This is a genomic window from Kocuria sp. NPDC057446 (assembly GCF_042802875.1).
Taxonomy (GTDB): Bacteria; Actinomycetota; Actinomycetes; order Actinomycetales; family Micrococcaceae; genus Kocuria.
Map to the genome: position 1 here is coordinate 1 of NZ_JBHVDI010000019.1, position 22,554 is coordinate 22,554.

Genomic DNA, 22,554 nt, shown 5'->3' on the forward strand with positions numbered 1-22,554 from the left:
CGCTAGAGCGGATTGCGAGTACAGGGCACCGCTGCACCTGGGGGGCGCGGGCGGGCGGGTGGGGGAGTTCGCGGGTGGGGAGCGCGGCAGCGGGGCGGTCCTGGCCGGGGTCGGGTCCTGTCATGATGGGGCGGGACGGGCGACGGACAGGACGGGAGGCGGCACACGGTGACGCTGGTGGACAACGTGGTGTACGTGGAGGGCCGGCGTGCGTCGACCCCGGAGGACCTCGACGAGACCTACGCGGCGCTGCGCGGGCGCGGCGGGATGGCCTGGATCGGCCTCTACCGCCCCGGGCCGGTCGAGGTGCAGTCCGTGGCCGCGGAGTTCCGGCTGCACGACCTCGCGGTGGAGGACGCCCTGAAGGGGCACCAGCGGGCCAAGCTGGAGCGCTTCGGCGACACCCTCTTCGTGGTGCTCCGGCCGGCCCGGTACCTGGACGACGTGGAGAAGGTCGAGTTCGGGGAGCTGCACGTGTTCGTGGGCCGCGACTTCGTGGTGACGGTCCGCCACGCCGAGTCCCCCGACCTGGCGGCGGTCCGGCGCCGGCTGGAGGCCGCTCCGGAGCTGCTGGGCACGGGCCCACAGGCGGTGCTGTACGGGATCCTGGACGAGGTGGTCGACGGCTACGCCCCCGTGGTGGCCGGGCTGGAGAACGACATCGACGAGATCGAGGACCAGATCTTCGGCGCGGACCGGGATGTCTCCCGCCGCGTCTACGAGCTCTCCCGGGAGGTCATCGAGTTCCAGCGCGCCGTCCACCCGCTGGTGGCCATGCTGGAGGCGCTGCAGGCCGGGGCGGAGAAGTACGGGCTCGGCGTGGAGCTGCAGCAGCGGCTGCGGGACGTGCAGGACCACGCCATCCGGGTGGGGGAGCGGGCGGACGCGTTCCGGCTCCTCCTGCAGAACGCCCTCACGGTGCACGCGACCCTCGTGGGGCAGCGGCAGAACGACGAGATGCAGCGGCTCACCGAGTCGGCCCTGGCGCAGAGCGAGGAGGTCAAGCGGATCTCCTCCTGGGCCGCGATCCTCTTCGCCCCCACGCTGGTGGGCACGGTGTACGGGATGAACTTCGAGCAGATGCCCGAGCTCGCCTGGCCGCTGGGCTATCCCCTCGCGCTGCTGGCCATGCTGGGCATGGGCGTGGTCCTCTACGGGGTGTTCAAGTGGAAGCGGTGGCTCTGAGCGGCGCCGAGCGAGCTTCCCGCCGGCACGCCCGGCGGGATGCTCAGATGCTGTTGCGCATCGCCCGGATCCCCACGGCCAGTCCCAGGGCGGCCAGCAGGACCGCCGCGAGCGCGCCGGCCGCCACGGCCGGGTCCCCGAACTGGCCGTTGAACAGCGCCCGCTCGGCGTCGACCATGTAGGTGAGCGGGTTGAACCGGGAGAGCGCCTGCATCCACCCGGGGCCCGCCGAGAGCGGCAGGAGCATCCCGGACAGCAGCATCAGCGGGAACAGCAGCCCCTGCTGCACGGTCCAGAACATCCAGTCCCGGTTCCGCGAGACGATGGCCAGGGCGTAGCTCAGCGCCCCCAGACCCACCCCGAAGACGGCGAGGATCGCCAGGCCCACGGCCATTCCGGGCAGGGACGGGCGGAAGCCGAAGAACGCGGCCACCCCGGAGAGCACCAGCGCCTGCAGGACCAGCGGCACCATCTCCTTGCACGCGCGCCCCACCATGAGCGCCGACCGGGTCACGGGCGCCACGAGCATCCGCTCGTGCGCCCCGGACTGGATCTCGAACAGCAGGTTCGAGCCGGTCATGGCGGTGCCGAACAGCGCGATCATCACCACGATGCCCGGCACGAACCACTGGAACGCCTGGTCGAGGGGCAGCCCGGTCATCCCGCCGAGCAGCGGGCCGAAGAAGGCCAGGAACATCAGCGGCTGCATGAGCGAGAACACCAGGCTGAAGGGGTCCCGGATCACGGGCCGGAGCTCGCGGACGAAGACGCTGACGGAGTCGTGCAGGATCCCGGCCGGGCGGGCCCGGCCGGTGCCGCCGCCGGTGGTCCCGCCGGGGGCCTCGCGGGTGGTCGGAACTGTGGTCATCGGGGTGCTCCCACGCTCGTGGCCTCGGCGGCCGGGTCGGTCTCGGGCGGCTCGGACCGCTCCTCGCGCAGACTCCGGCCGGTGAGCCGGAGGAAGACGTCGTCGAGGGTCGGGCGGGCGAGCTCGGCGGTGTCCACGGTGCGGCCGTCCCGGTCGAGCCCGCGCAGCAGGGCGGGCAGCACGCGCTCGCCGTGCTCGACGGCGAGGACCACGCGCGTGCCCTCCCCGGACCGGACCGCCTCCGGCTCGGCGCGGCCGGCCCCCGCGGCCGCGGCCGCGCGCCGGACGGCCGCCACGGCGGCGGCGGGATCGGCCGGTTCGGCCGCCAGGGTGAGCGTGATCCGGTCCCCGGCCAGGTCCGTCTTGAGCCGGGAGGCGGTGTCGTCGGCGATGATCCGTCCCCGGTCCACCACCATGACCCGCTCGGCGAACTGGTCGGCCTCGTCGAGGTAGTGGGTGGTGAGGAACAGCGTGGTCCCGTAGCGCCGGCGCAGCTCGAGGATGTGCTCCCACAGGTGCGCGCGGGACTGCGGGTCCAGCCCGGTCGTGGGCTCGTCGAGGAAGAGCAGCTGGGGGCCGGGGATCAGCCCCAGGGCGATGTCCACGCGGCGGCGCTGCCCGCCGGAGAGCTTCATGGTGGGCCGGCGGACGAGGTCGCCGAGGCCGAGGGCCTCCACGAGCTCGTCCACGCGGCGCCGGGTCTCGGCCCGGCTCAGCCCGTAGAGGGCGCCCTGGCTGAGCAGCTCGTCGCGGACCCGCTGGTACTGCCCGGCCCCGTTCTTCTGCCCGATGTAGCCGATGCGTGCCCGCACCTCGGCGGGCTGCCGGGCGACGTCGAAGCCGCACACGGTGGCGGTCCCGCCGGTGGGGCGCAGCAGCGTGGTGAGCATGCGCAGCGAGGTGGACTTGCCCGCGCCGTTGGGCCCGAGGAACGCGGTCAGCGTGCCGGGGGCCACGTCCATGGTCAGGTCGGCCACCGCCTCGACGGTCCGGCCGCCGGCCCCGCGGAAGCTCTTGCTCAGCCCGCGGGCGCTGATGATGGGTGGGGTGCTCATGGGTCCACGGTAGAGCGGATCCAGGTCACCTGCTGTCCGCGTGGGGGCGTAGATTGCGGGACATGTCCGATCCGACGTCGCGGGTGCTCCGGCTGCTGTCCCTGCTGCAGACCCACCGCTACTGGTCGGGGCCCGAGCTCGCCGAGCGGCTGACGGTCTCCGAGCGGACCCTGCGCCGGGACATCGACCGGCTGCGCGAGCTCGGCTACGAGGTCGCCGCCCGCCCCGGCACCGCGGGCGGGTACCAGCTCGCCGGCGGCACCAGCATCCCGCCCCTGCTCCTCGACGACGACGAGGCCGTGGCCATCGCCGTGGGGCTGCGCACCGCGGCGGTCCACGGCGTCGGCGACGGCGAGCAGACCTCGCTGAGCGCCCTGGCCAAGGTCCAGCAGGTGCTGCCGCGGCACCTGCGCCGCCGGGTCGCGGCGATCCAGGCGCACACCGTGCCGGTGGCCCGCACGGACGCGCACGTGGCCACCGAGGTCCTCGCCCAGCTCGCCCTGGCCTGCCGCGACCACGAGCGGGTGCGGTTCCGCTACGTCGACCGGCGGGGCCGGGACAGCGCCCGCCTCGTCGAGCCGCACTCCCTGGTGCCGCGGGACCGCTGGTGGTACCTGGTGGCCTGGGACGCCGACCGCGCCGACTGGCGCACGTTCCGCATCGACCGGCTGCGGAAGCTGGTGGGCACCGCCGTGCGCGTCGCCCCGCGGGAGCTGCCCGCGGCGGACGCCGCCGAGTTCGTCCTGGCCGCGCACGGAGCGGCCGCCGTGCGGCACGAGCTGACGGTGCGGATGACCGTGGGCCTGGAGCGGGTCCGCGAGCACTTCGGGCCGTGGGCGGCCACGGCCGTGCCGGGCCCGGGGGACACCGTCGACTGGACCGTCACGGGCGGCTCGGTCTCCGAGCTGCTCATGGCGCTGCCGTGGATCCCGGAGGACGTGCCGTGGCGGCTGCTCTGCTCGGACGAGGTCGCCGAGGCCCTGCGCGGCTTCCGGGACCGGCTCGGCGCCGCCCTGGACGGCACGCCGCCCCCGGCCGGCGGGGCACCGGGTGCGGAGGGAGCGGGCACCAGCCCCTAGAGTCGTGGGCGTGACCGCCCACAGCACCGCCCACACCACGGCCCTCGGCCCCGCGCGGGTCCGGCGCGCCCGGATCGCCGTGTCCGCGTTCTTCCTCACCAACGGCGCCCTCTACGCCAACCTGCTGCCGCGCCTGCCGGAGGTCAAGGACGCGTTCGGGCTCTCCAACACCCTCTACGGCCTGCTGGTCGTGGCGTTCCCGCTCGGGGCGATCCTCGTGGGCGCCCTGCCCGCCCGGGCGATCCGCCGCTTCGGCTCCGGCCGGGTGGCGGGGCTGGGCACCGTGCTGCTCTCCGTGTGCCTCGCGGCCGCCGGGGCCGGGGCCGGCCTGGGCGCCGGCACGGGCCTGGGCGTGACGGTGTTCCTGGCGGCGATGTTCCTGGGCGGTGCCCTGGACGCCCACGTGGACACCGCCCAGAACGCCCAGGGGATGGAGGTCCAGCGCGCCCGCGGGCGGTCCATCATCAACTCCCTGCACGCCCTGTGGAGCCTGGGCGCCGTGGTCGGCGGGCTCATGGGCGCCGCGGCGCTCGCCCTCGGCGTGCCCCTGGGCTGGCACCTGCCGGTGAGCGGGCTCGTGTGGAGCGCGGTCGCCCTCGTGGCGCTGCGCGCCGCGCTGAGCCCGGCAGAGGGCCAGGAGCTGCGCACCGTCCGCGCGGAGGACACGCAGCGCGACGCCGCACCGGCGGGCGGTACGACGACGACGGGCCCCGGCACCGCGGACTCCCGTCCGGACGGGAAGTCCGGGCGTGCCGGGGCGGGACGCCGGTCGGCGGGGCGCGTCGTCGTCGTCAGCCTGCTCCCGGTCGCCGTCATCGCGATGGCCGGGGTCATGGTCGAGGACGCGGGGCAGAACTGGTCGGCGGTGTACCTCAACACCGAGCTCGGCGCCCCGCTGGCCACCGCCGGGCTCGGGCTCGTGGCGCTCATGGCGGCGCAGTTCGTGGGCCGGCTGCTCGGCGACCCCATGACCGACCGCTGGGGCCGTGCCGCGGTGGTCCGCGCGGGCGCCGCCCTGAGCGCGGCCGGGATGCTGCTCGTGGTCCTCGCCCCGCTGCCGGCGGTGGCCGTCGCGGGCTTCGCGCTGGCCGGCTTCGGCTGCGCCACCCTCGTGCCCGCGGCCTTCCACGCCGCCGACGACATCCCCGGGCTGCGGACCGGCACGGGCCTGGCCCTGGTCAGCTGGCTCATGCGGATCAGCTTCCTGGGGCTGTCGCCGGTGATCGGACTGCTCTCGGACGCGGCGGGGCTGCGGGCGGCGCTGCTCGTGGTGCCCGTCTTCGCGCTCGTCGCGGCCCTGACGGCCGGCGTCCTGCGGGAGCGCCGCACCCCCTGAGCTCCAGCTGGTAGCTCTCCCGGCCGCCCCGCCGGCGGTCCCGGGCTATCCTGGAGCGACCATGCTTCACCACTTCTTCCTCTGAGGGGTTCCGGCTCCCGCCGCGCAGTGCGTCCGCCGCGGCGGGTCCGTCGTCCTGCCCACCCGTCCCCTCGCCAGGAGCCCCGGCCGTCCCGCCGTGCGCCGCTCCGCACCCCGGAGGAAGCATGTCCACCGTTCCCGTCCACCGTCCCGCCGTGCCCGCGGGCGAGCACGCCCAGCTGACCGCCACCGGGATCCGCCTGGTCCGCGGGCCCCGCACCGTCCTCGACGGACTCGACCTCACGATCACCCCGACCACCCGCCTCGGGGTGGTCGGGGAGAACGGCCGGGGCAAGACCTCGCTGCTGCAGGTGCTCTCCGGCGCCCTCCCCCCGGACGCCGGCACGGTCCGCCGCACCGGCACGCTCGCCGTGGTCGACCAGGAGCTGCCCGTCCCGCCCGAGGGCACGGTCGGGGACCTCCTGGACCTCGAGCTCGCCGCCGAGCACGCCGCGGTGGCGCAGGTCGAGGCCGCCGCCCGGGCCCTCGCCGCGGAGGAGCCGGGCGCCGGGGAGGAGTACGCGCGGGCGCTGACGGTCGCCCAGGCCCTCGACGCCTGGGACGCCGACCGGCGCGTGGACCTGGCCCTGCAGGCCCTGCACGCCGTGACCGACCGCTCCCGGGTGCTCGGGACCCTCTCGGTGGGCCAGCGCTACCGGGTGCGCCTGGCCTGCCTGCTCGGCACCGTCCACGACCTCCTGCTGCTGGACGAGCCCACCAACCACCTCGACGCCGCCGGGCTGGCCCACCTCGGCGCGGCGCTGCGCGAGTTCCGCGGCGGCGTGGTCCTGGTCAGCCACGACCGGCGGCTGCTGGGCCAGGTGGTCGACACCGTCCTGGACCTGGACCCCAGCCGGGACGGCCGGCCCCGGTGGTACGGCGGAGGCGTGGCGGGCTGGCGCGCCGGCCGGACCGCCGAGCGCTCGCGGTGGATCCACGACCACCGCGAGCAGCAGGCCGAGCACGCCCGGCTGAGCGGCGACCTCGACCGCGCCCGCGCCCGCCTGGTCGACGGCTGGCGCCCCGAGAAGGGCACCGGCAAGCACACCCGCGCCACCCGCGCACCGGGTCTCGTCCGGTCGGTGCACCGCCGGCAGGAGGACCTCGACCGGCACCGCGTGGACGTCCCGGAGCCGCCGCTCGTGCTGTCGGTGCCGGTGCTGCCGGTGCTGCCCGGCGTCGACCTGGTGCGCGCCGAGGGCGTCACGGTCAGGGGCCGGCTGCCGCGGCCCGTCGACGTGGTGCTGGGGTCCGGGGACCGGCTGGTGGTCAGAGGTCCCAACGGAGCGGGCAAGTCCACCCTGCTGCAGGTCCTCGCCGGTGCCCTCGCCCCCACCACCGGGCGGCGCTCCGCCGCGCCCGGCGTGCGGATCGGGCACCTGCCGCAGGAGGGACCACGGGCCGGTGCGCGCTCCGCCCAGGAGGTCTACGAGCAGGAGCTCGTCCGGCTCGTGCTGGCGGGGCGGCTGGCCGAGCACGAGGTGCTCCCGCTGGAGGCCCTCGGCCTGCTGGCGGCGCGGGACCGCGGGCGTCCCGTGGCGGAGCTGTCCGCCGGGCAGCGGCGGCGCCTCGAGCTGGCCGTGGTGCTGGCGTCCCGGCCGCACGCCCTGCTGCTGGACGAGCCGACCAACCACCTCTCGATCACCCTCGTGGACGAGCTCACCGAGGCCCTCGCCGCGACGGCCGCGGCCGTGGTGCTGACCACCCACGACCGGCAGCTCCTGCGGGATGCGAAGGGCTGGCCGCGGCGGATGCTGTGACGGCCCCGCGCACGGCGGAGGACAGGGCGGGGAGCCGCCCCTAGACTGCGGTGCAGAGGGCGGGTGACCGCCGTCACAGCAGGCAGCCCCGCTGCCACGACATCCCGAGGAGCACCGCATGAGGATCCGCGCCGCCGTCGTCGAGGGGATCGGCGCCCCGTTCGCGCTGGAGGACGTCGAGCTCGCCGAGCCGGGCCCCGGGGAGGCCCTGGTCCGGATCGTCGCGACCGGGGTCTGCCACACCGACGCCATCACCCGGGCGGGGGACATGCCGCTGCCCCTGCCGGGGATCCTGGGCCACGAGGGCTCGGGGATCGTGGAGCGGGTCGGCGAGGGCGTCGCCGAGATCGCGCCGGGGGACCGGGTGGTGATCGGCTGGCCCTCGTGCGGCGCGTGCCGCAACTGTCTCGACGGGCAGCCCCGGTACTGCCTCCGGACGGGGGAGGCCCTCGTCTCGGGCCGCCGCTTCCGGGGCGAGGGCGCCGGGACCTCGGCCTACACCCGCTCCGACGGCTCGGAGATCTCCGGCCACTTCTTCGGTCAGTCCTCCTTCGCGACCTGCTCGCTCGTCCTCGCCGACTCCCTCGTCACGGCTCCCGACGACGTGCCGCTCGAGCTGCTCGGACCCCTGGCCTGCGGGCTGGGCACGGGCGCCGGCGCGGTGCTCAACGAGGCCCGCCCCGAGCCGGGCTCGTCGCTGGTGGTCTTCGGGGTGGGGGCCGTGGGGCTGGCCGCGATCATGGCCTCCCGCTGCACCGCCGCCACCACGGTCATCGCCGTGGACCTGCACGACTCCCGGCTGGAACTGGCCACCCGCTACGGGGCGACCCATGTCATCAACTCCCGGGACACGGACGTGGTCGCGGAGGTCGCTCGGATCACGGGCGGCACCGCGGACTACGCCTTCGAGTGCACCGGGGTGGTCCCCGTCGTGGAGCAGGCCGCGGACTGCGTGGGCATGCTGGGCACGCTCGTGCTGATCGGGGGTGCTCCCGCGCAGGCTCGCTTCAGCCTCGACCACCTGCGCGCGCTGTGGGGCAAGCGGATCATCGGGGTGCTGGGCGGCGGCAGCCGCAGCGGGACGTTCATCCCCGCCCTCATCGAGCTGCACCGGCAGGGGCGGTTCCCGTTCGACGAGCTCGTGCGCTTCTACGAGCTCGACGAGATCGAGCAGGCCCTCGCCGACAGTGCGTCCGGCGAGGTGGTCAAGCCCGTCATCCGCATGCCCGGGTGAGCGCGCCGCGGTCTCGGACCCGGCGGATGCGGCCGCCGGGCGTCAGCCGATGCGGAGTTCCTGGACGCCGCGCTCGAGTCCGCGCTCGACCGCGGCGATGACCTCGTCCACGTTGTGCCCGGGCGGCAGCCGGGGTGGCAGCCCGGTGAGGGCCCGGTCCACGAGCCCGGTGTCCATGTGCGGCAGCCGCGCGTCCATCACCGCGATCTTGCGACGGCGCAGCTCCCGGCGCAGCGAGCCCAGCCACGAGGCCATGGCCGCCTTGCTGGCGGCGTAGCCGGCCATCCCGGCCAGCGGCAGCTCCGCGACCACGCCGGTGAGGACCGCGATCGCACCGCCGTCCGCGAGGTGGGGCAGGGCCGCCCGGAGCACGGCCATCGGGCCGAGCGCGTTGACCTCGAACAGCTCCTCCACGACGGCCTCGTCCTCGTCGGCCGCCGGGCCGAACGCGGCGACCCCGGTGGCGATCACCACGGCATCGAGCCCGCCCAGCTCCTCGACCGCCCGTCGCACCACCGCCGCGGCCTCGTCGTGGTCCACGAGGTCCAGGGCGTGGGCGGCGCGCAGACCGAGCCGCTGCCGCAGCTCCTCGGCGCCGGAGGCCGAGCGGCCGGTCACCACGATGTCGGTGGTGCGCTCGCTCAGCCGTTCGCACAGCCGCCGTCCGAGGACGCCGGTCGCCCCCACCACCAGGATCTTCGCGCCGTTCAGGTCCATGCCCACTCCTGTCCGCGGTGCGGCCCCGGACGCGGAGCCGTGCTCCGAGCGTACCCAGGCTCTCCGACAGCGCCCAGGGAACTGCGGCTCCGCAACGGTCGTCGTGACCTCGCTCCCCACCGTTGCCGATTGCGAACCGGCGGGCGTAGATTGCAGCTCTCGGGGCCGGAGCGGGCGGACGCCCGCGACCCGGGTGCTCCGCGATCGGGGGTCCGTCCACATGTCACCGACCAGGGCACGATCGGCCCGGGTGCTGGGCGCGGCCGCCGCGACCCTGCTCCTCCTGGCCTCCTGCGGCACCCCGTCCCCCGAGGGGCCGTCGGCCGAGGGCACGAGTCCGGCCGCCACGGTGGCGGAGTCCCCGTCGGAGCCGGGCACGGATCCGACCGCGCCGGACCCCGGGAGCACGGCCGCGGACCCGACCGCCGACCCGACCGCGAGCGGGACCGCCGACCCGGCCGCGAGCCCCACCGCCGGCCCCGCCCCGGACCCCACCGCGGACCCGGCTCCTGCTCCCGCGGAGCTCGTGACGTACTCGGGCACGGCCGCCGACGCGGCCTTCGCCTTCGAGCTGCCCGCGACGTGGAGCGTGGACGGGGAGTTCTCGGACGTCGGCGGCACGGTCACGGTGCTCGGGCCGGACGGGGCCCCGGTCGGCCACCTGTCGGTGCTCATCGCGTGGGGCGCCGAGTGCGGCCCCGACTGCTCGATGCCGCCGGTGGCCCACCTCGGGGACGTCCCGGGCGGAGTGCCCCTGTCCAGCAGCGGGGAGTTCGTGGTGCGCTCGGTGGCCATGGACCTGACGGCCGCGCCCGAACTGCGCAACGCGCACGGCTGGCCGGACGCCGTGCGGCTCGTGACCTCGCTGACCGACGCGGAGTCCCCGCCGCCCTCCGCGATGCTGCCGCACGTCCTGTACGGACTGGGACTGGTCGAGACCGGGGTGGTCGCGCCCAACGGCATCACCTACCGGACGGTCGTCCTCAGCTCGGTCCACGACTTCCCCACCCTCGAGGCCGCCCGGGAGTACGCCGGATCGGAGCAGCACCGGCAGGTCGAGGCGATGATCGCCTCCTTCCGCGCCTAGCGGTCCGCGGGTGTCCGCCAGGGCCGCGCCAGGGGCGGCGGGGTGCCGCCGGGGCGCTGCACGAGCACCTGGTTGACGCCCTGCCGGCCGGACTCGAACGTCCAGGCCGCGGCGACCAGGTAGAGCCGCCACGTCCGGGCCCGCCCCTCCCCGACGAGCCGGACCGCCTCGGACCAGTGCTCCTCGAGGCGCTGCGCCCACGCCCTGAGGGTCAGCGGGTAGTGCAGGCGCAGGGCCTCCACGTCGAGGATCTCCAGCCCGCCGGCCTCCAGCGCGCCGATCGTCCGGGTCAGACTGAGCACCTCGGTGTCGGGGAAGACGTAGCGGGCCATGAACGTGCTGGGATCCTGCCGGGCCTCCCCGGCCCGCCGGGGATCCCCGGTCCGCCGTGCGATCGCGTGGTTGAGCAGGCGGGCACCCGGGCGCAGCAGCCCGTGCAGGTGCGAGGCGTAGCCGTCGATCTGGTCGTCGCCGACGTGCTCGGACATGCCGATCGAGGAGACGGCGTCGAAGGGCCCGTCGTCGACGTCGCGGTAGTCCTGGACCCGGATGTCGATCCGCTCGGCCAGCCCGGCGGCACGCACCCGCTCGCGGCCCAGGGTGGCCTGCTCGGGAGAGAGGGTGACCCCGACGACGTCGACCTCGTGATGCCGGGCGGCGTGCAGGGCGAAGGCGCCCCAGCCGCAGCCCACGTCCAGCACCCGCATGCCGGACCGCAGCCCCAGCTTTCGGCACACCAGGTCGTGCTTGGCCGCCTGCGCCGCCTCCAGACCCCCGGACGGGTCGTCCCAGACGGCGCAGGAGTAGACCATGGAGGGGCCGAGGACCACGGCGTAGAAGTCGTTGCCGAGGTCGTAGTGGTGCGAGACCGCCGCGGCGTCGCGGGCTTTCGAGTGCCGCCCGCCGATGCCGGCCAGGTGCACCTCCTCGGGAGGCGGGGCCGGCTCGGGTCCCAGTGCGCCCAGCGCGGCGGCGGACCGGAGCAGCCTCCATCGTTCGCGCGCCGTCAGGGGAACGGGCTCGGTGAGTCGTCCGGTGGCGGTGAGGGCGGCGACGGTCGCGAAGAGGTCGCCCGGGAGGTCGAGCTCACCTGCCACGTAGGCGCGGCTCAAGCCGAGCTGTCCGGGAGACCACAGGAGCCGGCGCAGGGTCCGCCGGGACCGGATCTCGATCACCGGTGCTCCGGGCGAACCGGCCTCCGAACCGTCCCACGCGCGGAGGCGGACCGGGATCCGGTCCGTGCCCAGCACGATGCCCAGCATTCCGGCCAGCCGCGGGGCCACCCCCGGTCCCCTCACCATGTCGACCGCCCCTCCTTCGGCGCCTGGAGACGTCACCCTCCAGAGTGCCCGGTCGGACGCCCGAAGTCACCGGGTTCGCCCGAGACCGCGACACATGTGCGGGCATCTCGGAGGAGACCGGTGACTTCGCGGGGGCGGGGTCGCAGGGCCGGACGGCGCGGCGCGGCGCGGGCCTATCCGGAAGCGTCGAGGGGGGCGTAGCCCATGCGCCGGCTGACCCGCAGGCCGGCCTTCTTGAGGTCCTCGACGAGGTCGGCCATGTGCTGCTCCGTGAACCGGAACGCCGGTCCCGAGACGCTGATCGAGGCGATGACCGTGCCGAGGTGGTCCCGCACGGGCACGGCCACCGAGTTCAGGCCGATCTCGAACTCCTCGCACACGGTGGCGTAGCCCCGGCTGACCACGTCGATCAACTGGCGTTCCAGCTGCTTCCTCGACGTGATCGTGCGTGCGGTGAGCGCCGGCAGGCCGTGGGCGCGCAGGAGCTGGGCCCTCTCGTCGGACGGCAGTCCCGCCAGCAGCACCTTTCCGCTGGCGGTGGCGTGCAACGGGGTCAGGCTGCCGATCCAGTCGTGGGTGGACACGGTCGAGGGGCCCATCTCCTGGTCCACGTTGACCGCGCGTCCCTCCCGCAGCACCGCCAGGTTGACGGTCTCGGAGTGGGTCCGTGCCAGCTCCCGGATCTCGTCGTGCGCCTCGGCGACCACGCTCAACCGGCCGGGGATCGCGTGCGCCAGGCGCAGGATGCCGAAGCCGAGCTGATACGGGCTGCCGTCGCTGGGATGGTGCACGAGACCCCGGGACTCGAGGGCACCGAGCAGCCGCGAGGCGGTGGACTTGTGCACGCCCAGCTCCGCGGCCACCTCGGTCACCGTCGACCCACCGGTCCGGGCGAGGACCTCGAGCACCGTGATCGCCCGGTCCACGGACTGGACGCCGCCGGGGGTCACCCCGTCCGAGCTGGGCTGCTCCGTTGCGGTGTCGGAAGTGGGCGAAGGGCTGTGGGCTGATAGGGACATGTCCCCATAGTAGTCACTGGTCACTGGTGCGCTCCCGTCCGCTCCACCCCGGGCGGCCGGCACCGCAGAGGCCGGCCGCCCGGACGGGTCGTCCCGGACCGGGGTGTCCCGGCCCGGCACGGCCCGTCACGAGGGGTTGGTCTCCTTCTTCCGGGCGGCCGCCCGGCCGTTCTGCTGGGCGTAGATCGGCTGACCGGCGGCCGTGGCGTCCACGGCCCGGAACTCGGCCGTGTTCGGATCCGTGCTCTCCCGGGTGACCAGGGTGAACTTCTGGTGCCCGTACTCGTCGACGGCGTTGCGCACCGCGCGGTTCATCACGGAGTCGGACAGGCGCTTGCGCAACCACATCGGATCCCGGCGCAGGTCCCGCGCCAGCGCGAAGCACAGCAGGAACATCACCAGGATGAACGGCAGGGCGGAGACGATCGTCATCCGCTGCAGACCGCCCAGCGCGGCGGCGGGGTCGTCACCACCGGCCAGGAGCATCACCGCGGCGACGCTGCCCATGAGCACACCCCAGAAGATGACGACGGGTCGGGAGGGCTCCAGGCTGCCGCGGGAGCTGAGCGACCCGGTCACGATGGACGCCGAGTCGGCACCCGTGACGAAGAAGATCCCGGTGAGCACCATGGCCAGCACGGCGAGAGCGACCGTGACGGCCTGCGGCAGGTCCAGTCCGGTGAACATGTCGTAGATCGCGCTGTCGAAGGAGATGGTCGGGGACCCGTCCACGACCGTGGCGATGCCGTCGTTCGGGTCCGGCGTGGCGTCGGCCCGGCGCTGGATGTCGATGGCGGTGCCGCCGAAGACGGCGAACCACATGAGGGACACCAGCGACGGCACCACGAGCACGCCCACCACGAACTGGCGGATGGTCCGGCCCCGGCTGATCCGGGCCACGAACATGCCCACGAAGGGAGTCCAGGACACCCACCAGGCCCAGTAGAAGATGGTCCACCCCGACAGCCACTCGCGCATCCCCTCGTCACCCAGCGCCTCCGTGCGGGCGGACATCTCCGGCAGCTCCTGCGCGTAGGAGCCGATCGAGGAGGGAATGAGGTTGAGGATGAAGACGGTGGGACCCACCACGAAGATGATGACCGCCATGAGGAGGGCCAGCACCATGTTGGTGTTCGAGAGGAACTGGATGCCCCGGGCGATGCCGGAGACGGCGGAGGCCACGAAGCAGAACGTCAGCACCGCGATGACGACCACCAGCAACGGGGTGGTCACCTCGGCGATGACGCCGTTGAACTGCAGTCCGCTGCCGATCTGCAGGGCGCCCAGGCCGAGCGACGCGGCGGTCCCGAAGACGGTCGCGAAGATGGCGAGCATGTTGATGATCTTCCCGCCCACGCCGTCCACGGCCTTGCGCCCGAAGATCGAGACGAACGCCTCGGAGAGCAGGTTCTTGCGGCCCAGCCGGAAGGTGCCGTAGGCGATGGCGATGCCGACCACCGCGTACATCGCCCACGGGTGCAGCGTCCAGTGGAACAGCGACGTGGCCATCGCCGCCTCGATGGCCTCGGCCGTCTGCGCGTCGGCCGTGGCCGGCGGCGGGGCGATGTAGTGGTAGAGCGGCTCGGCGACGCCGTAGAACATCAGGCCGATGCCCATGCCGCAGGCGAACATCATCGAGATCCACGACACCGTCCGGAACTCCGGGCGCTCGCCGTCCTGGCCGAGCGGGATGTTGCCGAACCGGCCGATGGCCAGCCAGAGCACGAAGACCACGAACAGCGAGGCCAGGAGCACGAAGAGCCACCCGGTGCTCTGCAGCACCCAGCCCAGCGCCACCGTCGAGGCGTTGGACAGGCTCTCCGTGTTGAGGAACCCCCAGAGCACGAATGCGGCCACGAGAGCTCCGGTGACCACGAAGATGGTCCGGTCGAGACCTTCCAGGCCGGCACGGAAGGACCTTCTCCGCTCGGCGACCCCGTCCTTGAGCTCGTCGAGGATCGCGACCTCCTCGGCCTCGGCCTCGTGCAGCAGGGTCGTGTCGTCCACGGGGGCCGTCGCGGGCTGCGCCGTCGGCTCCTCGGCGGGCACCGGGTCGGTGCGAGAGTCGTCGTTGCTCATCGGACCTTCTCCTGGCTCTTGGCGCCCGTGGTGGGGACGACGTCGCCGATCTTGTCGGTGATCCAGTCGTGGAAGGCGCCGATGTGGTGTTCGGAGGGGACGAGGACCCCGCCGGTGGCGTAGATCTTGGAGCTCATGGCGGGCTGGCAGCGTTCGCAGGCGTCGAAGTCCTGCTGGTTGACGCGGTGGAAGAGCTCCACGGAGGCGGAGACGTCCTTGCCGGAGTCCACGACCGAGGGCAGGTAGAGCCAGTCGCACTCCACGATGGTGTGGTCCGGGGCCATCGGGAACATCCGGTGGATGATCACGTGGTCGGGCACGAGGTTGACGAACACGGTGGGGCGGACGGTGATCGCGTAGTAGCGGCGGTCGTGGTCCTCGTCCACGCCGGGGAGCTTGTCGAGGCCTTCGGAGCCGTCGACGGTGAAGCCCAGGACGTCGTCGCCGAACTCGGCGCCGTGGCCGACGAAGTACTGGGCGGCGAGGCCGTCGGCGAACTCGGGCAGGACCTCGGTGAGCTCGGGGTGGATGGTGGCGCAGTGGTAGCACTCCATGAAGTTCTCGATGATGAGCTTCCAGTTGGCCTTCACGTCGTAGGTGATGCGCCGGCCCAGGGAGAGGTTGGCGATGTCGTAGCCCTCGATGGCCTGGGTGTCGCCGAGGCGTTCCTGGATGTCGCCCATGACGTCGTCCTCGAAGGAGGGCGGGTTCTCGGCCAGGCAGACCCAGACGTAGCCGAGGTACTCGCGGACCGGGACGGTGACCAGGCCGTATTCCTGGCGGTCGATGTCGGGCATCTTGGTGAGGTTGGGGGCGGCGATGAGCTTGCCGTCGAAGTCGTAGGTCCAGGCGTGGTAGGGGCACTGGAAGGAGCGGCCGGCCTCGCCGGTGTCCTCCATGCACAGTTTCACTCCGCGGTGGCGGCAGATGTTGTAGAAGGCGCGGATGCCGTGCTTGCGGTTGCGGGTGATGATGATCGACTCGCGGCCGATCTGCACGGTGCGGAAGGCGCCGGGCTTGTCGAGGTCACCGGCGCGCACGGCGCAGAACCACATCTGCTCGAAGATGCGTTCCTGTTCGGCGCGGAAGACGGCCTCGTCCACGTAGGTGGATCCGGGCAGGGTGGAGATCAGGGACTCCGAGACAACGTTGGTCGACAACACGAACTCCTTGGTTCAGGCGGTGCGGGGAACGCGGTGGGTCAGGAAGAGGTAGAGAGGAGCAAGGGCGGTCAGGCCGCGACCAGCTGGGCGGTGGTGGACGCGAGTTTCTCGATGGTCTTGCGCCAGCGGCAGAAGAGCTTGGTCTGGTTCCAGGCGAGCACGCCCACGGGTTGGTCCCCGGCGTAGTAGACGGCCAGCAGGGAGTCCTCCCCGGGGCCGCCGTGCTCGTAGACCACCCGCTCGGCGCGGGAGGCGTCGCCGGCGAACTGCAGGCGGGTGCCGTACTGGTCGGACCAGAAGTAGGGGGGCTTGACCGCCGGCAGGGTGGCCGGGTCCGCGCCCAGCAGCGCGCCGATGGCCACGGCCGGGCGCTGGGCGGCCCCGGTCCAGTGCTCCACCCGGTGGTGGCGGCCGGTGGCCGGCTCCCACCACGCGGCGCAGTCACCGACCGCGACGACCCCGGGGAGGCTGGTGCCCCCGACGGCGTCGCAGACCACGCCGTTGCCCAGTTCGATCCCGGAGCTCTCCAGCCAGGCGGTGTTGGGCACCGCGCCGATGCCCACGACCACCACGTCGGTGTCCAGCACCCGCCCGTCGGCCAGGTGCACCGCGCTCACGGATCCGTCGGTGCGGGTGAAGTCGGCGATGTCGGCCCCGCAGATCAGCTCGACCCCGGCGGCCTCGTGCAGTCCGGCCACGACCGCGCCCAGCTGGGCGCCCAGCGGCCCGCACAGCGGGGTGGGGGACTTCTCCAGCACGGTGACCTCCATGCCCAGTCCGTGGGCGGTGGAGGCGACCTCGGCGCCGATGAACCCGGCGCCGACGACCACCATCCGGCCCCCCGCGCGCACCAGCTCGCGCAGCTTCTGGGCGTCGGCGACGGTGCGCAGGCTCACCACGTTGTCGGCGTCGGCGATCTGGGGCAGGGTCCGGGGCGAGGCGCCGGTGGCGATCACCAGGGCCGGGGCGTGCACGGTGGTCCCGTCCTCGAGGTGCACCAGCCGGGTGGCCGGGTCGAAGGACACCGCCCGGGTGCCCAGGATCCACTCCGCCTCGAGCGCGTCGGTGTCGGTCTCCAGGGCCAGGTCGGCGATCTCGATCCGCCCGGCCAGGAAGTCCTTGGACAGCGGCGGACGGTCGTAGGGACGCTGCGGATCATCACCGATGATCACCAGCCGCCCGGCGAACCCGAGACTACGAGCGGCCCGGGCGGCCGAGAGGCCGGCCAGGGACGCTCCGACAATGACGAGGGACTCCATGAGAAGGACCCCTTTCGAAAGACAGGCAACGGATGAGGGGCGACCCGGGCCGGCGGTGTGAAGCCTGGTCCTGGATCTGACGCGCAACTCGTGCAACACGATTCGTAATGTGAGATTCAGAGTGAGCCTCGCCGGGGGGCCCGTCAAGGGGTTGCGCCATTGCGACGCGAGAAATTTACATTGCGGCCCCCTGTGGCGTGGGTCACGAATCCGCTGGGGCGAATCTCTTGACAGCGCCCGTTCCCAGTCCCCACGCTTGTTGCACATTGCAACGCCTGTTGCTCATGGTGAGCCAGTTCGGCCGGAGCGGAACCGCTCGGCACGGCAGGCCCGTCCTCCTCAGGAAAGGATCCGATCCGATGCACAAGGCCTGTCCCCTCAAGGACCTCGCACCCGGTGACGCCCTGCGCCTCGACACCGTCCCGCCCATCGCCGTGTTCCACACGGAGGAGGGCGAGCTGTTCGCCCTCGACGACACCTGCACCCACCAGGACGCCTCGCTCGCGGACGGCTGGGTGGAGGACTGCGAGGTGGAGTGCCCGCTGCACGCGTCCAAGTTCAACCTCCGCACCGGCGCGGTGGACGCGCCCCCGGCCAAGCTGCCGGTCCGGACCCACGTGGTGACCGTCGTGGACGGGGACATCATGGTCGAGGAGTCGTCCGAGGCCCCGAACCTGCCGCCCGGTCTCACCGTCAACGGCCACGAGTCCCAGTCCGGCTGACACCGGCCGACCCCCGCACCACACCCGCAGGTCAGGAGAACCGCCTCATGAGCACCACCCCTCGCGTCGTCATCATCGGAGCCGGCATCGTCGGCACGAATCTTGCCGACGAGCTGGTCCAGCGCGGCTGGACCGACGTCACCGTCCTCGAGCAGGGCCCGCTGCCCCTTCCCGGAGGCTCGACGTCCCACGCCCCCGGACTCGTCTACCAGACGAACCCGTCACGGACGATGACCCACCTCGCGCGGTACACCGTGGAGAAGCTCGTGTCCCTGGGCTGCTTCAACCAGGTCGGCGGCCTCGAGGTCGCCACCACCCCCGAGCGGCTGGAGGAGCTCCAGCGCAAGGTGGGGTACGCGACGTCGTGGGGGATCGAGGGCCGGCTGCTCACGCCCGAGGAGGTGCTCCAGCAGCACCCCCTGGTCAACCCCGAGATGGTGCTGGGCGGCTACCACGTCCCCACGGACGGCCTCGCCCTGGCGGCCCGGGCGGTGCAGGTGCTCATCGAGCGCACCTCCCGCGCCGGCGTGACCTACTGCGCGGAGACGACCGTCACCGGCATCGAGCGGTCGAACGGCCGCGTGACCGGCGTGACCACGTCCGACGGAACCGTGCCGGCGGACATCGTCGTCTCCTGCGCCGGGTTCTGGGGCCCCGCGATCGGCGAGATGGCCGGGATGCCGTGCCCCATCCAGCCGCTGGCCCACCAGTACGTCTTCACCTCCGCGGTCCCGGAGCTCGTGGGCAAGCACGACGCCCCGAACGGCGCGACCCTGCCGATCCTCCGGCACCAGGACGCGGACCTCTACTACCGCGAGTGGGGGGACCGGATCGGCATCGGCTCCTACGCCCACCGCCCGATCCCGGTGGACCTCGACCACCTGCCGCACTACGCGCCCCGGGACATCGCCCACGACCGGATGCCCTCCCGCCTGGACTTCACTCCCGAGGACTTCACGGCACAGTGGGCCGAGAGCCAGCGGTTCCTCCCCAGCCTGCGGGGCAGCGAGGTGGCCGAGGGCTTCAACGGGATCTTCTCCTTCACCCCGGACGGGGGCCCGCTCATCGGCGAGTCCCCGGACCTCGCCGGGTTCTGGGTGGCGGAGGCGGTGTGGGTCACCCACTCCTCAGGCGTGGCCAAGGCCGTGGCCGAGCTGCTGGTGGACGGCACCTCGGAGACGGACCTGCACGGCTGCGAGGCCACCCGGTTCGACGACGTGCAGCTCTCCCCGGAGTACGTGGAGGAGACGGGCAAGCAGAACTTCGTGGAGATCTACGACGTCCTCCACCCCCTCCAGCCCCGGGAGTCGCCGCGCAACCTGCGGGTCAGCCCCTTCTATCCCCGGGAGCTGGAGCTCGGCGCGTTCTTCCTGGAGAGCCACGGGTGGGAGCGCCCGCACTGGTACGAGTCCAACGCCGCGCTCCTGGAGCAGCTCCCGGAGGAGTGGCGCGAGCCGGAGCGCGAGCCGTGGGCGGCCCGGTACCACTCGCCGATCGCGGCGGTCGAGGCGTGGAAGACCCGCACCGCCGTGGCGATGTACGACATGACCCCGCTCAAGCGCGTGACGGTCGAGGGGCCGGGCGCCGCCGCCCTGCTGCAGCGGCTCACCACCGGCAACATCCTGCGCAAGCCGGGCGCCGTGACGTACTGCCTCCTGCTGGACGAGAAGGCCGGGATCCGCAGCGACATCACCGTGGCCCGGCTCAGCGAGAACCTGTTCCAGGCCGGCATCAACAGCAGCGTGGACGTGGCGTACCTGTCCGCCGAGGCGACCCGGCAGGGCGCCGAGGACCCCACCGCCTGGGCCGTGGTCCGGGACACCACCGCCGAGACCTGCTGCATCGGGCTGTGGGGGCCGAAGGCACGGGAGGTCATGGCGAAGGTCTCCCGCGACGACCTGTCCAACGACGGCCTGAAGTACTTCCGCACCAAGCAGATCCGGGTGGGCGGCCTGCGGGTCACCGCGATGCGCCTCTCCTACGTGGGCGAGCTCGGCTGGGAGCTGTACACCACCGCCGACCAGGGGCTGCGGCTGTGGGACCTGCTGCACGAGGCGGGCCAGGAGTTCGGCATCGTCCCCGCGGGGCGCGCGGCGTTCAACAGTCTGCGCGTGGAGAAGGGCTACCGGTCCTGGGGCACCGACATGACCACCGAGCACACCGCGGTGGAGGCGGGGCTGGACTTCGCCGTGAAGAAGGACAAGGGCGACTTCGTGGGCTCGGAGGCCGTGGCCTCCGACGGCCAGGTCCGGCGCCGGCTGCGCTGCCTGACCATCGACGACGGCCGCTCCGTGGTCCTGGGCAAGGAGCCCGTGTACGTGGACGGCGCCGCCGCCGGCTACGTCACCAGCGCCGTCTTCGGCCACACCGTGGGCCGGCCGGTCGCCTACGCCTGGCTCCCGCCGGAGCTCTCCGAGGGGGACGGCGTGGAGATCGAGTACCTCGGCGAGCGCGTCCCCGCCACCGTCAGCGCCGAGCCGCTCGTGGACCCCGGGATGGAGCGCATCCGCGGCTGAGGCCCCTGCCGCCGCGGCCGGGGCGTGCACCGCTCCGGCCGCGGCTCCTGGTCCCGGCCTCGGGACTCCCCAGTACGACTTCTGTGATCGCGCACCGTTCCCGGTGCCGACGACGACGAAAGGCAGTTCCAACATGCACAAGGTCAAAGGCGTGGTGTCGAAGGGCAAGAACCAGCCCGTCAGCGTGGAGACCATCCTGGTGCCGGACCCGGGTCCCGGGGAGGCGCTCGTGGACGTGCTCACCTGCGGGGTGTGCCAGACCGACCACCACTACGTCGAGGGCGGGGTCGGCAACGACTACCCGTACCTGCTCGGCCACGAGTCCTCCGGCGTGGTGTCCGCGATCGGCGAGGGGGTGACCGAGATCGCCGTGGGCGACCACGTGATCCTGAACTGGCGGGCGGTGTGCGGGGAGTGCCGGGCCTGCCGCAAGGGCGAGCCCTGGTACTGCTTCGCCACCCACAACGCCACCCAGAAGATGACGCTCGAGGACGGCACCCCGCTGTCCCCGGCCCTGGGCATCGGCTCGTTCGCCGAGAAGACCCTCGTGGCCGCCGGTCAGTGCACCAAGATCGAGGCCGACCTCGAACCGCACCAGTACGCGGCCGTCGGACTGCTCGGCTGCGGGGTGATGGCCGGCATCGGCGCGGTGCTCAACACCGGTGCCGTCAAGCGCGGGGAGTCCGTGGCCGTGATCGGCTGCGGCGGCGTCGGGGCGGCCGCGATCGCCGGGGCGGCGCTGGCCGGGGCGACCACGATCGTCGCCGTGGACCTCGACGACGAGAAGCTGGCCACCGCGCAGAAGTTCGGTGCCACCCACACCGTGAACTCCCGGCAGCAGGACCCGGTCGAGACGATCCGCGAGCTCACGGGCGGCTTCGGCGCCGACCTGGTGATCGACGCCGTGGGCATCGCGCCGACCTTCAAGCAGGCCTTCGAGGCCCGCGACCTGGCCGGGCGCATGGTGCTGGTCGGAGTGCCCGCGCCCGGCACCAGCTGGGCGATCCCACTGGACGAGGTCTTCGGCCGCGGCGGATCCATCAAGTCCGCCTGGTACGGCGACACCCTCCCCTCCCGGGACTTCCCGATGCTGGTGGACCAGTACCGGCTGGGCCGGCTGGACCTCGACGGCTTCGTCACCGAGCGCATCGGCCTGGGCGACGTGGAGGAGGCCTTCGCGAAGATGAAGGCCGGCACGGTGCTGCGCTCCGTGGTGGAGATCGCCCCGGCTCCGGGTGCGGCGGACAGCCTCGCCGCGCAGTCGGAGGCCAGCGTGGCCGCACCGGTCGGAGCGGCCCGATGACCGCGCGGCAGACCACGGACCAGCGCACGGACGCCTCGGGCCGGGTCCGGGTCGAGCACCTGGTCACCTCCGGGACGTTCTCCCTGGACGGGGGCACCTGGGACGTCGAGAACAACGTGTGGATCGTGGGCGACGACGACCAGTGCCTGGTCATCGACCCGGCCCACGACCACCGGAAGGTCGTGGACGCCGTGGGCGGACGGGCCGTGGCGGCCATCCTGCTCACCCACGGCCACGACGACCACATCCGGTCCGTCGTGGACGTCGCCGAGGAACTGCGGGCTCCGGTGTACCTGCACCCGGAGGACACGATGCTCTGGGAGCAGGTCCATCCGACCCGTCGTTTCGACCGCATCATCCGCGACGGCGACGTCTACACCGTGGGCGGGGTGCGCCTCACCGCGCTGCACACTCCGGGCCACTCGCCCGGCTCCGTGTGCTTCTCCGCCCCGGACCTGGGGCAGGGCGGGGTGCTGTTCTCCGGGGACACCCTCTTCCAGGGCGGCCCCGGCGCCACCGGCCGGTCCTACAGCGACTTCGACACGATCGTGGACTCCATCCGGGACCGGCTGCTCACCCTGCCCGGCTCCACGGAGGTGCTCACCGGCCACGGCGACACCACCACGATCGGCGCCGAGGCCCCGCACCTGCAGGAGTGGATCGACCGCGGCCACTGAGGCTGCGATCCGGAACCCCGTCAGCAGGCACGACGATCCCCTCGGAGGCACTCGCCCCCGGGGGGATCCGTCGTGCGCGACCCCATGGGCTCCCTGACGGACCGCGATCCCCT

The 22,554-nt window shown here is 73.3% G+C and carries 18 protein-coding genes; 10 read left to right on the forward strand and 8 right to left on the reverse strand.

Annotated elements, in window-relative coordinates; genetic code table 11:
- The first annotated feature begins 168 nt into the window (after nucleotides 1–168).
- On the forward strand, nucleotides 169–1,185 hold the full coding sequence (locus ACFU0Y_RS04180) for a magnesium and cobalt transport protein CorA (RefSeq protein WP_380213188.1): 1,017 nt from the start codon (nucleotides 169–171) through the stop codon (nucleotides 1,183–1,185).
- Between the two features lie 43 nt (nucleotides 1,186–1,228).
- Here the strand turns inward: ACFU0Y_RS04180 and ACFU0Y_RS04185 are convergent, their stop codons facing one another.
- Complete coding sequence (locus tag ACFU0Y_RS04185) at nucleotides 1,229–2,053, reverse strand: ABC transporter permease (protein ID WP_380213189.1); 825 nt, start codon at nucleotides 2,051–2,053, stop codon at nucleotides 1,229–1,231.
- Nucleotides 2,050–3,108, reverse strand: coding sequence for an ATP-binding cassette domain-containing protein (locus ACFU0Y_RS04190; RefSeq protein WP_380213190.1), 1,059 nt, complete (start codon nucleotides 3,106–3,108; stop codon nucleotides 2,050–2,052). Before ACFU0Y_RS04190 ends, ACFU0Y_RS04185 begins: the two co-directional genes overlap by 4 nt.
- Nucleotides 3,109–3,170: 62 nt before the next feature.
- On the opposite strand from ACFU0Y_RS04190, the gene ACFU0Y_RS04195 reads away from it, so the two are divergent.
- From ACFU0Y_RS04195 to ACFU0Y_RS04210, 4 genes are all read left to right on the forward strand, one after another.
- On the forward strand, nucleotides 3,171–4,187 hold the full coding sequence (locus tag ACFU0Y_RS04195; protein ID WP_380213191.1) for a helix-turn-helix transcriptional regulator: 1,017 nt from the start codon (nucleotides 3,171–3,173) through the stop codon (nucleotides 4,185–4,187).
- A 10-nt stretch (nucleotides 4,188–4,197) separates the two neighbouring features.
- Nucleotides 4,198–5,523 (forward strand): MFS transporter, encoded by a 1,326-nt coding sequence (locus ACFU0Y_RS04200; RefSeq protein WP_380213192.1) that lies wholly within the window; start codon nucleotides 4,198–4,200, stop codon nucleotides 5,521–5,523.
- 206 nt (nucleotides 5,524–5,729) lie between these two features.
- On the forward strand, nucleotides 5,730–7,364 hold the full coding sequence (locus ACFU0Y_RS04205; RefSeq protein ID WP_380213193.1) for an ATP-binding cassette domain-containing protein: 1,635 nt from the start codon (nucleotides 5,730–5,732) through the stop codon (nucleotides 7,362–7,364).
- A 118-nt stretch (nucleotides 7,365–7,482) separates the two neighbouring features.
- On the forward strand, nucleotides 7,483–8,598 hold the full coding sequence (locus tag ACFU0Y_RS04210) for an NAD(P)-dependent alcohol dehydrogenase (RefSeq protein WP_380213194.1): 1,116 nt from the start codon (nucleotides 7,483–7,485) through the stop codon (nucleotides 8,596–8,598).
- 42 nt (nucleotides 8,599–8,640) lie between these two features.
- Here ACFU0Y_RS04210 and ACFU0Y_RS04215 read toward each other — a convergent pair whose 3' ends face one another.
- Complete coding sequence (locus tag ACFU0Y_RS04215) at nucleotides 8,641–9,315, reverse strand: SDR family NAD(P)-dependent oxidoreductase (protein WP_380213195.1); 675 nt, start codon at nucleotides 9,313–9,315, stop codon at nucleotides 8,641–8,643.
- 220 nt (nucleotides 9,316–9,535) lie between these two features.
- On the opposite strand from ACFU0Y_RS04215, the gene ACFU0Y_RS04220 reads away from it, so the two are divergent.
- Nucleotides 9,536–10,402, forward strand: a complete 867-nt coding sequence (locus ACFU0Y_RS04220; protein ID WP_380213196.1) for a hypothetical protein — start codon at nucleotides 9,536–9,538, stop codon at nucleotides 10,400–10,402.
- Here the strand turns inward: ACFU0Y_RS04220 and ACFU0Y_RS04225 are convergent.
- From ACFU0Y_RS04225 to ACFU0Y_RS04245, 5 genes are all read right to left on the reverse strand, one after another.
- Nucleotides 10,399–11,703, reverse strand: coding sequence for a class I SAM-dependent methyltransferase (locus ACFU0Y_RS04225; RefSeq protein WP_380213197.1), 1,305 nt, complete (start codon nucleotides 11,701–11,703; stop codon nucleotides 10,399–10,401). The two genes, ACFU0Y_RS04220 and ACFU0Y_RS04225, sit on opposite strands and share 4 nt — an antisense overlap.
- Before the next feature lie 173 nt (nucleotides 11,704–11,876).
- Nucleotides 11,877–12,722 carry an IclR family transcriptional regulator gene (locus ACFU0Y_RS04230; RefSeq protein ID WP_380213198.1) on the reverse strand — a complete coding sequence of 282 codons (846 nt, stop codon included), beginning with the start codon at nucleotides 12,720–12,722 and terminating at the stop codon, nucleotides 11,877–11,879.
- A 126-nt stretch (nucleotides 12,723–12,848) separates the two neighbouring features.
- Nucleotides 12,849–14,801, reverse strand: a complete 1,953-nt coding sequence (locus ACFU0Y_RS04235; RefSeq protein WP_380213199.1) for a BCCT family transporter — start codon at nucleotides 14,799–14,801, stop codon at nucleotides 12,849–12,851.
- Complete coding sequence (locus tag ACFU0Y_RS04240) at nucleotides 14,798–15,961, reverse strand: aromatic ring-hydroxylating dioxygenase subunit alpha (protein ID WP_380213200.1); 1,164 nt, start codon at nucleotides 15,959–15,961, stop codon at nucleotides 14,798–14,800. The genes ACFU0Y_RS04235 and ACFU0Y_RS04240 overlap by 4 nt, the downstream gene beginning before the upstream one ends.
- A 71-nt stretch (nucleotides 15,962–16,032) precedes the next feature.
- Nucleotides 16,033–17,223, reverse strand: coding sequence for an NAD(P)/FAD-dependent oxidoreductase (locus ACFU0Y_RS04245; RefSeq protein ID WP_380213201.1), 1,191 nt, complete (start codon nucleotides 17,221–17,223; stop codon nucleotides 16,033–16,035).
- Nucleotides 17,224–17,582: 359 nt separating this feature from the next.
- Here ACFU0Y_RS04245 and ACFU0Y_RS04250 point away from each other — a divergent pair, with 359 nt between their 5' ends.
- The 4 genes from ACFU0Y_RS04250 to ACFU0Y_RS04265 all read left to right on the forward strand — a co-directional run bounded on the left by ACFU0Y_RS04250 (nucleotide 17,583) and on the right by ACFU0Y_RS04265 (nucleotide 22,441).
- Entirely contained in the window at nucleotides 17,583–17,945 is a 363-nt protein-coding gene (locus tag ACFU0Y_RS04250; protein WP_133409841.1) for a bifunctional 3-phenylpropionate/cinnamic acid dioxygenase ferredoxin subunit, read from the forward strand.
- A gap of 47 nt (nucleotides 17,946–17,992) precedes the next feature.
- Nucleotides 17,993–20,461: an FAD-dependent oxidoreductase gene (locus ACFU0Y_RS04255; protein ID WP_380213202.1), complete on the forward strand. Its 2,469-nt coding sequence runs from the start codon at nucleotides 17,993–17,995 to the stop codon at nucleotides 20,459–20,461.
- A gap of 133 nt (nucleotides 20,462–20,594) precedes the next feature.
- The gene (locus ACFU0Y_RS04260; protein WP_380213203.1) at nucleotides 20,595–21,764 is read left to right on the forward strand and encodes an S-(hydroxymethyl)mycothiol dehydrogenase; all 1,170 of its coding nucleotides are present in this window, start codon (nucleotides 20,595–20,597) and stop codon (nucleotides 21,762–21,764) included.
- Nucleotides 21,761–22,441, forward strand: coding sequence for an MBL fold metallo-hydrolase (locus ACFU0Y_RS04265; RefSeq protein ID WP_380213204.1), 681 nt, complete (start codon nucleotides 21,761–21,763; stop codon nucleotides 22,439–22,441). The genes ACFU0Y_RS04260 and ACFU0Y_RS04265 overlap by 4 nt, the downstream gene beginning before the upstream one ends.
- Nucleotides 22,442–22,554: the final 113 nt, after the last annotated feature.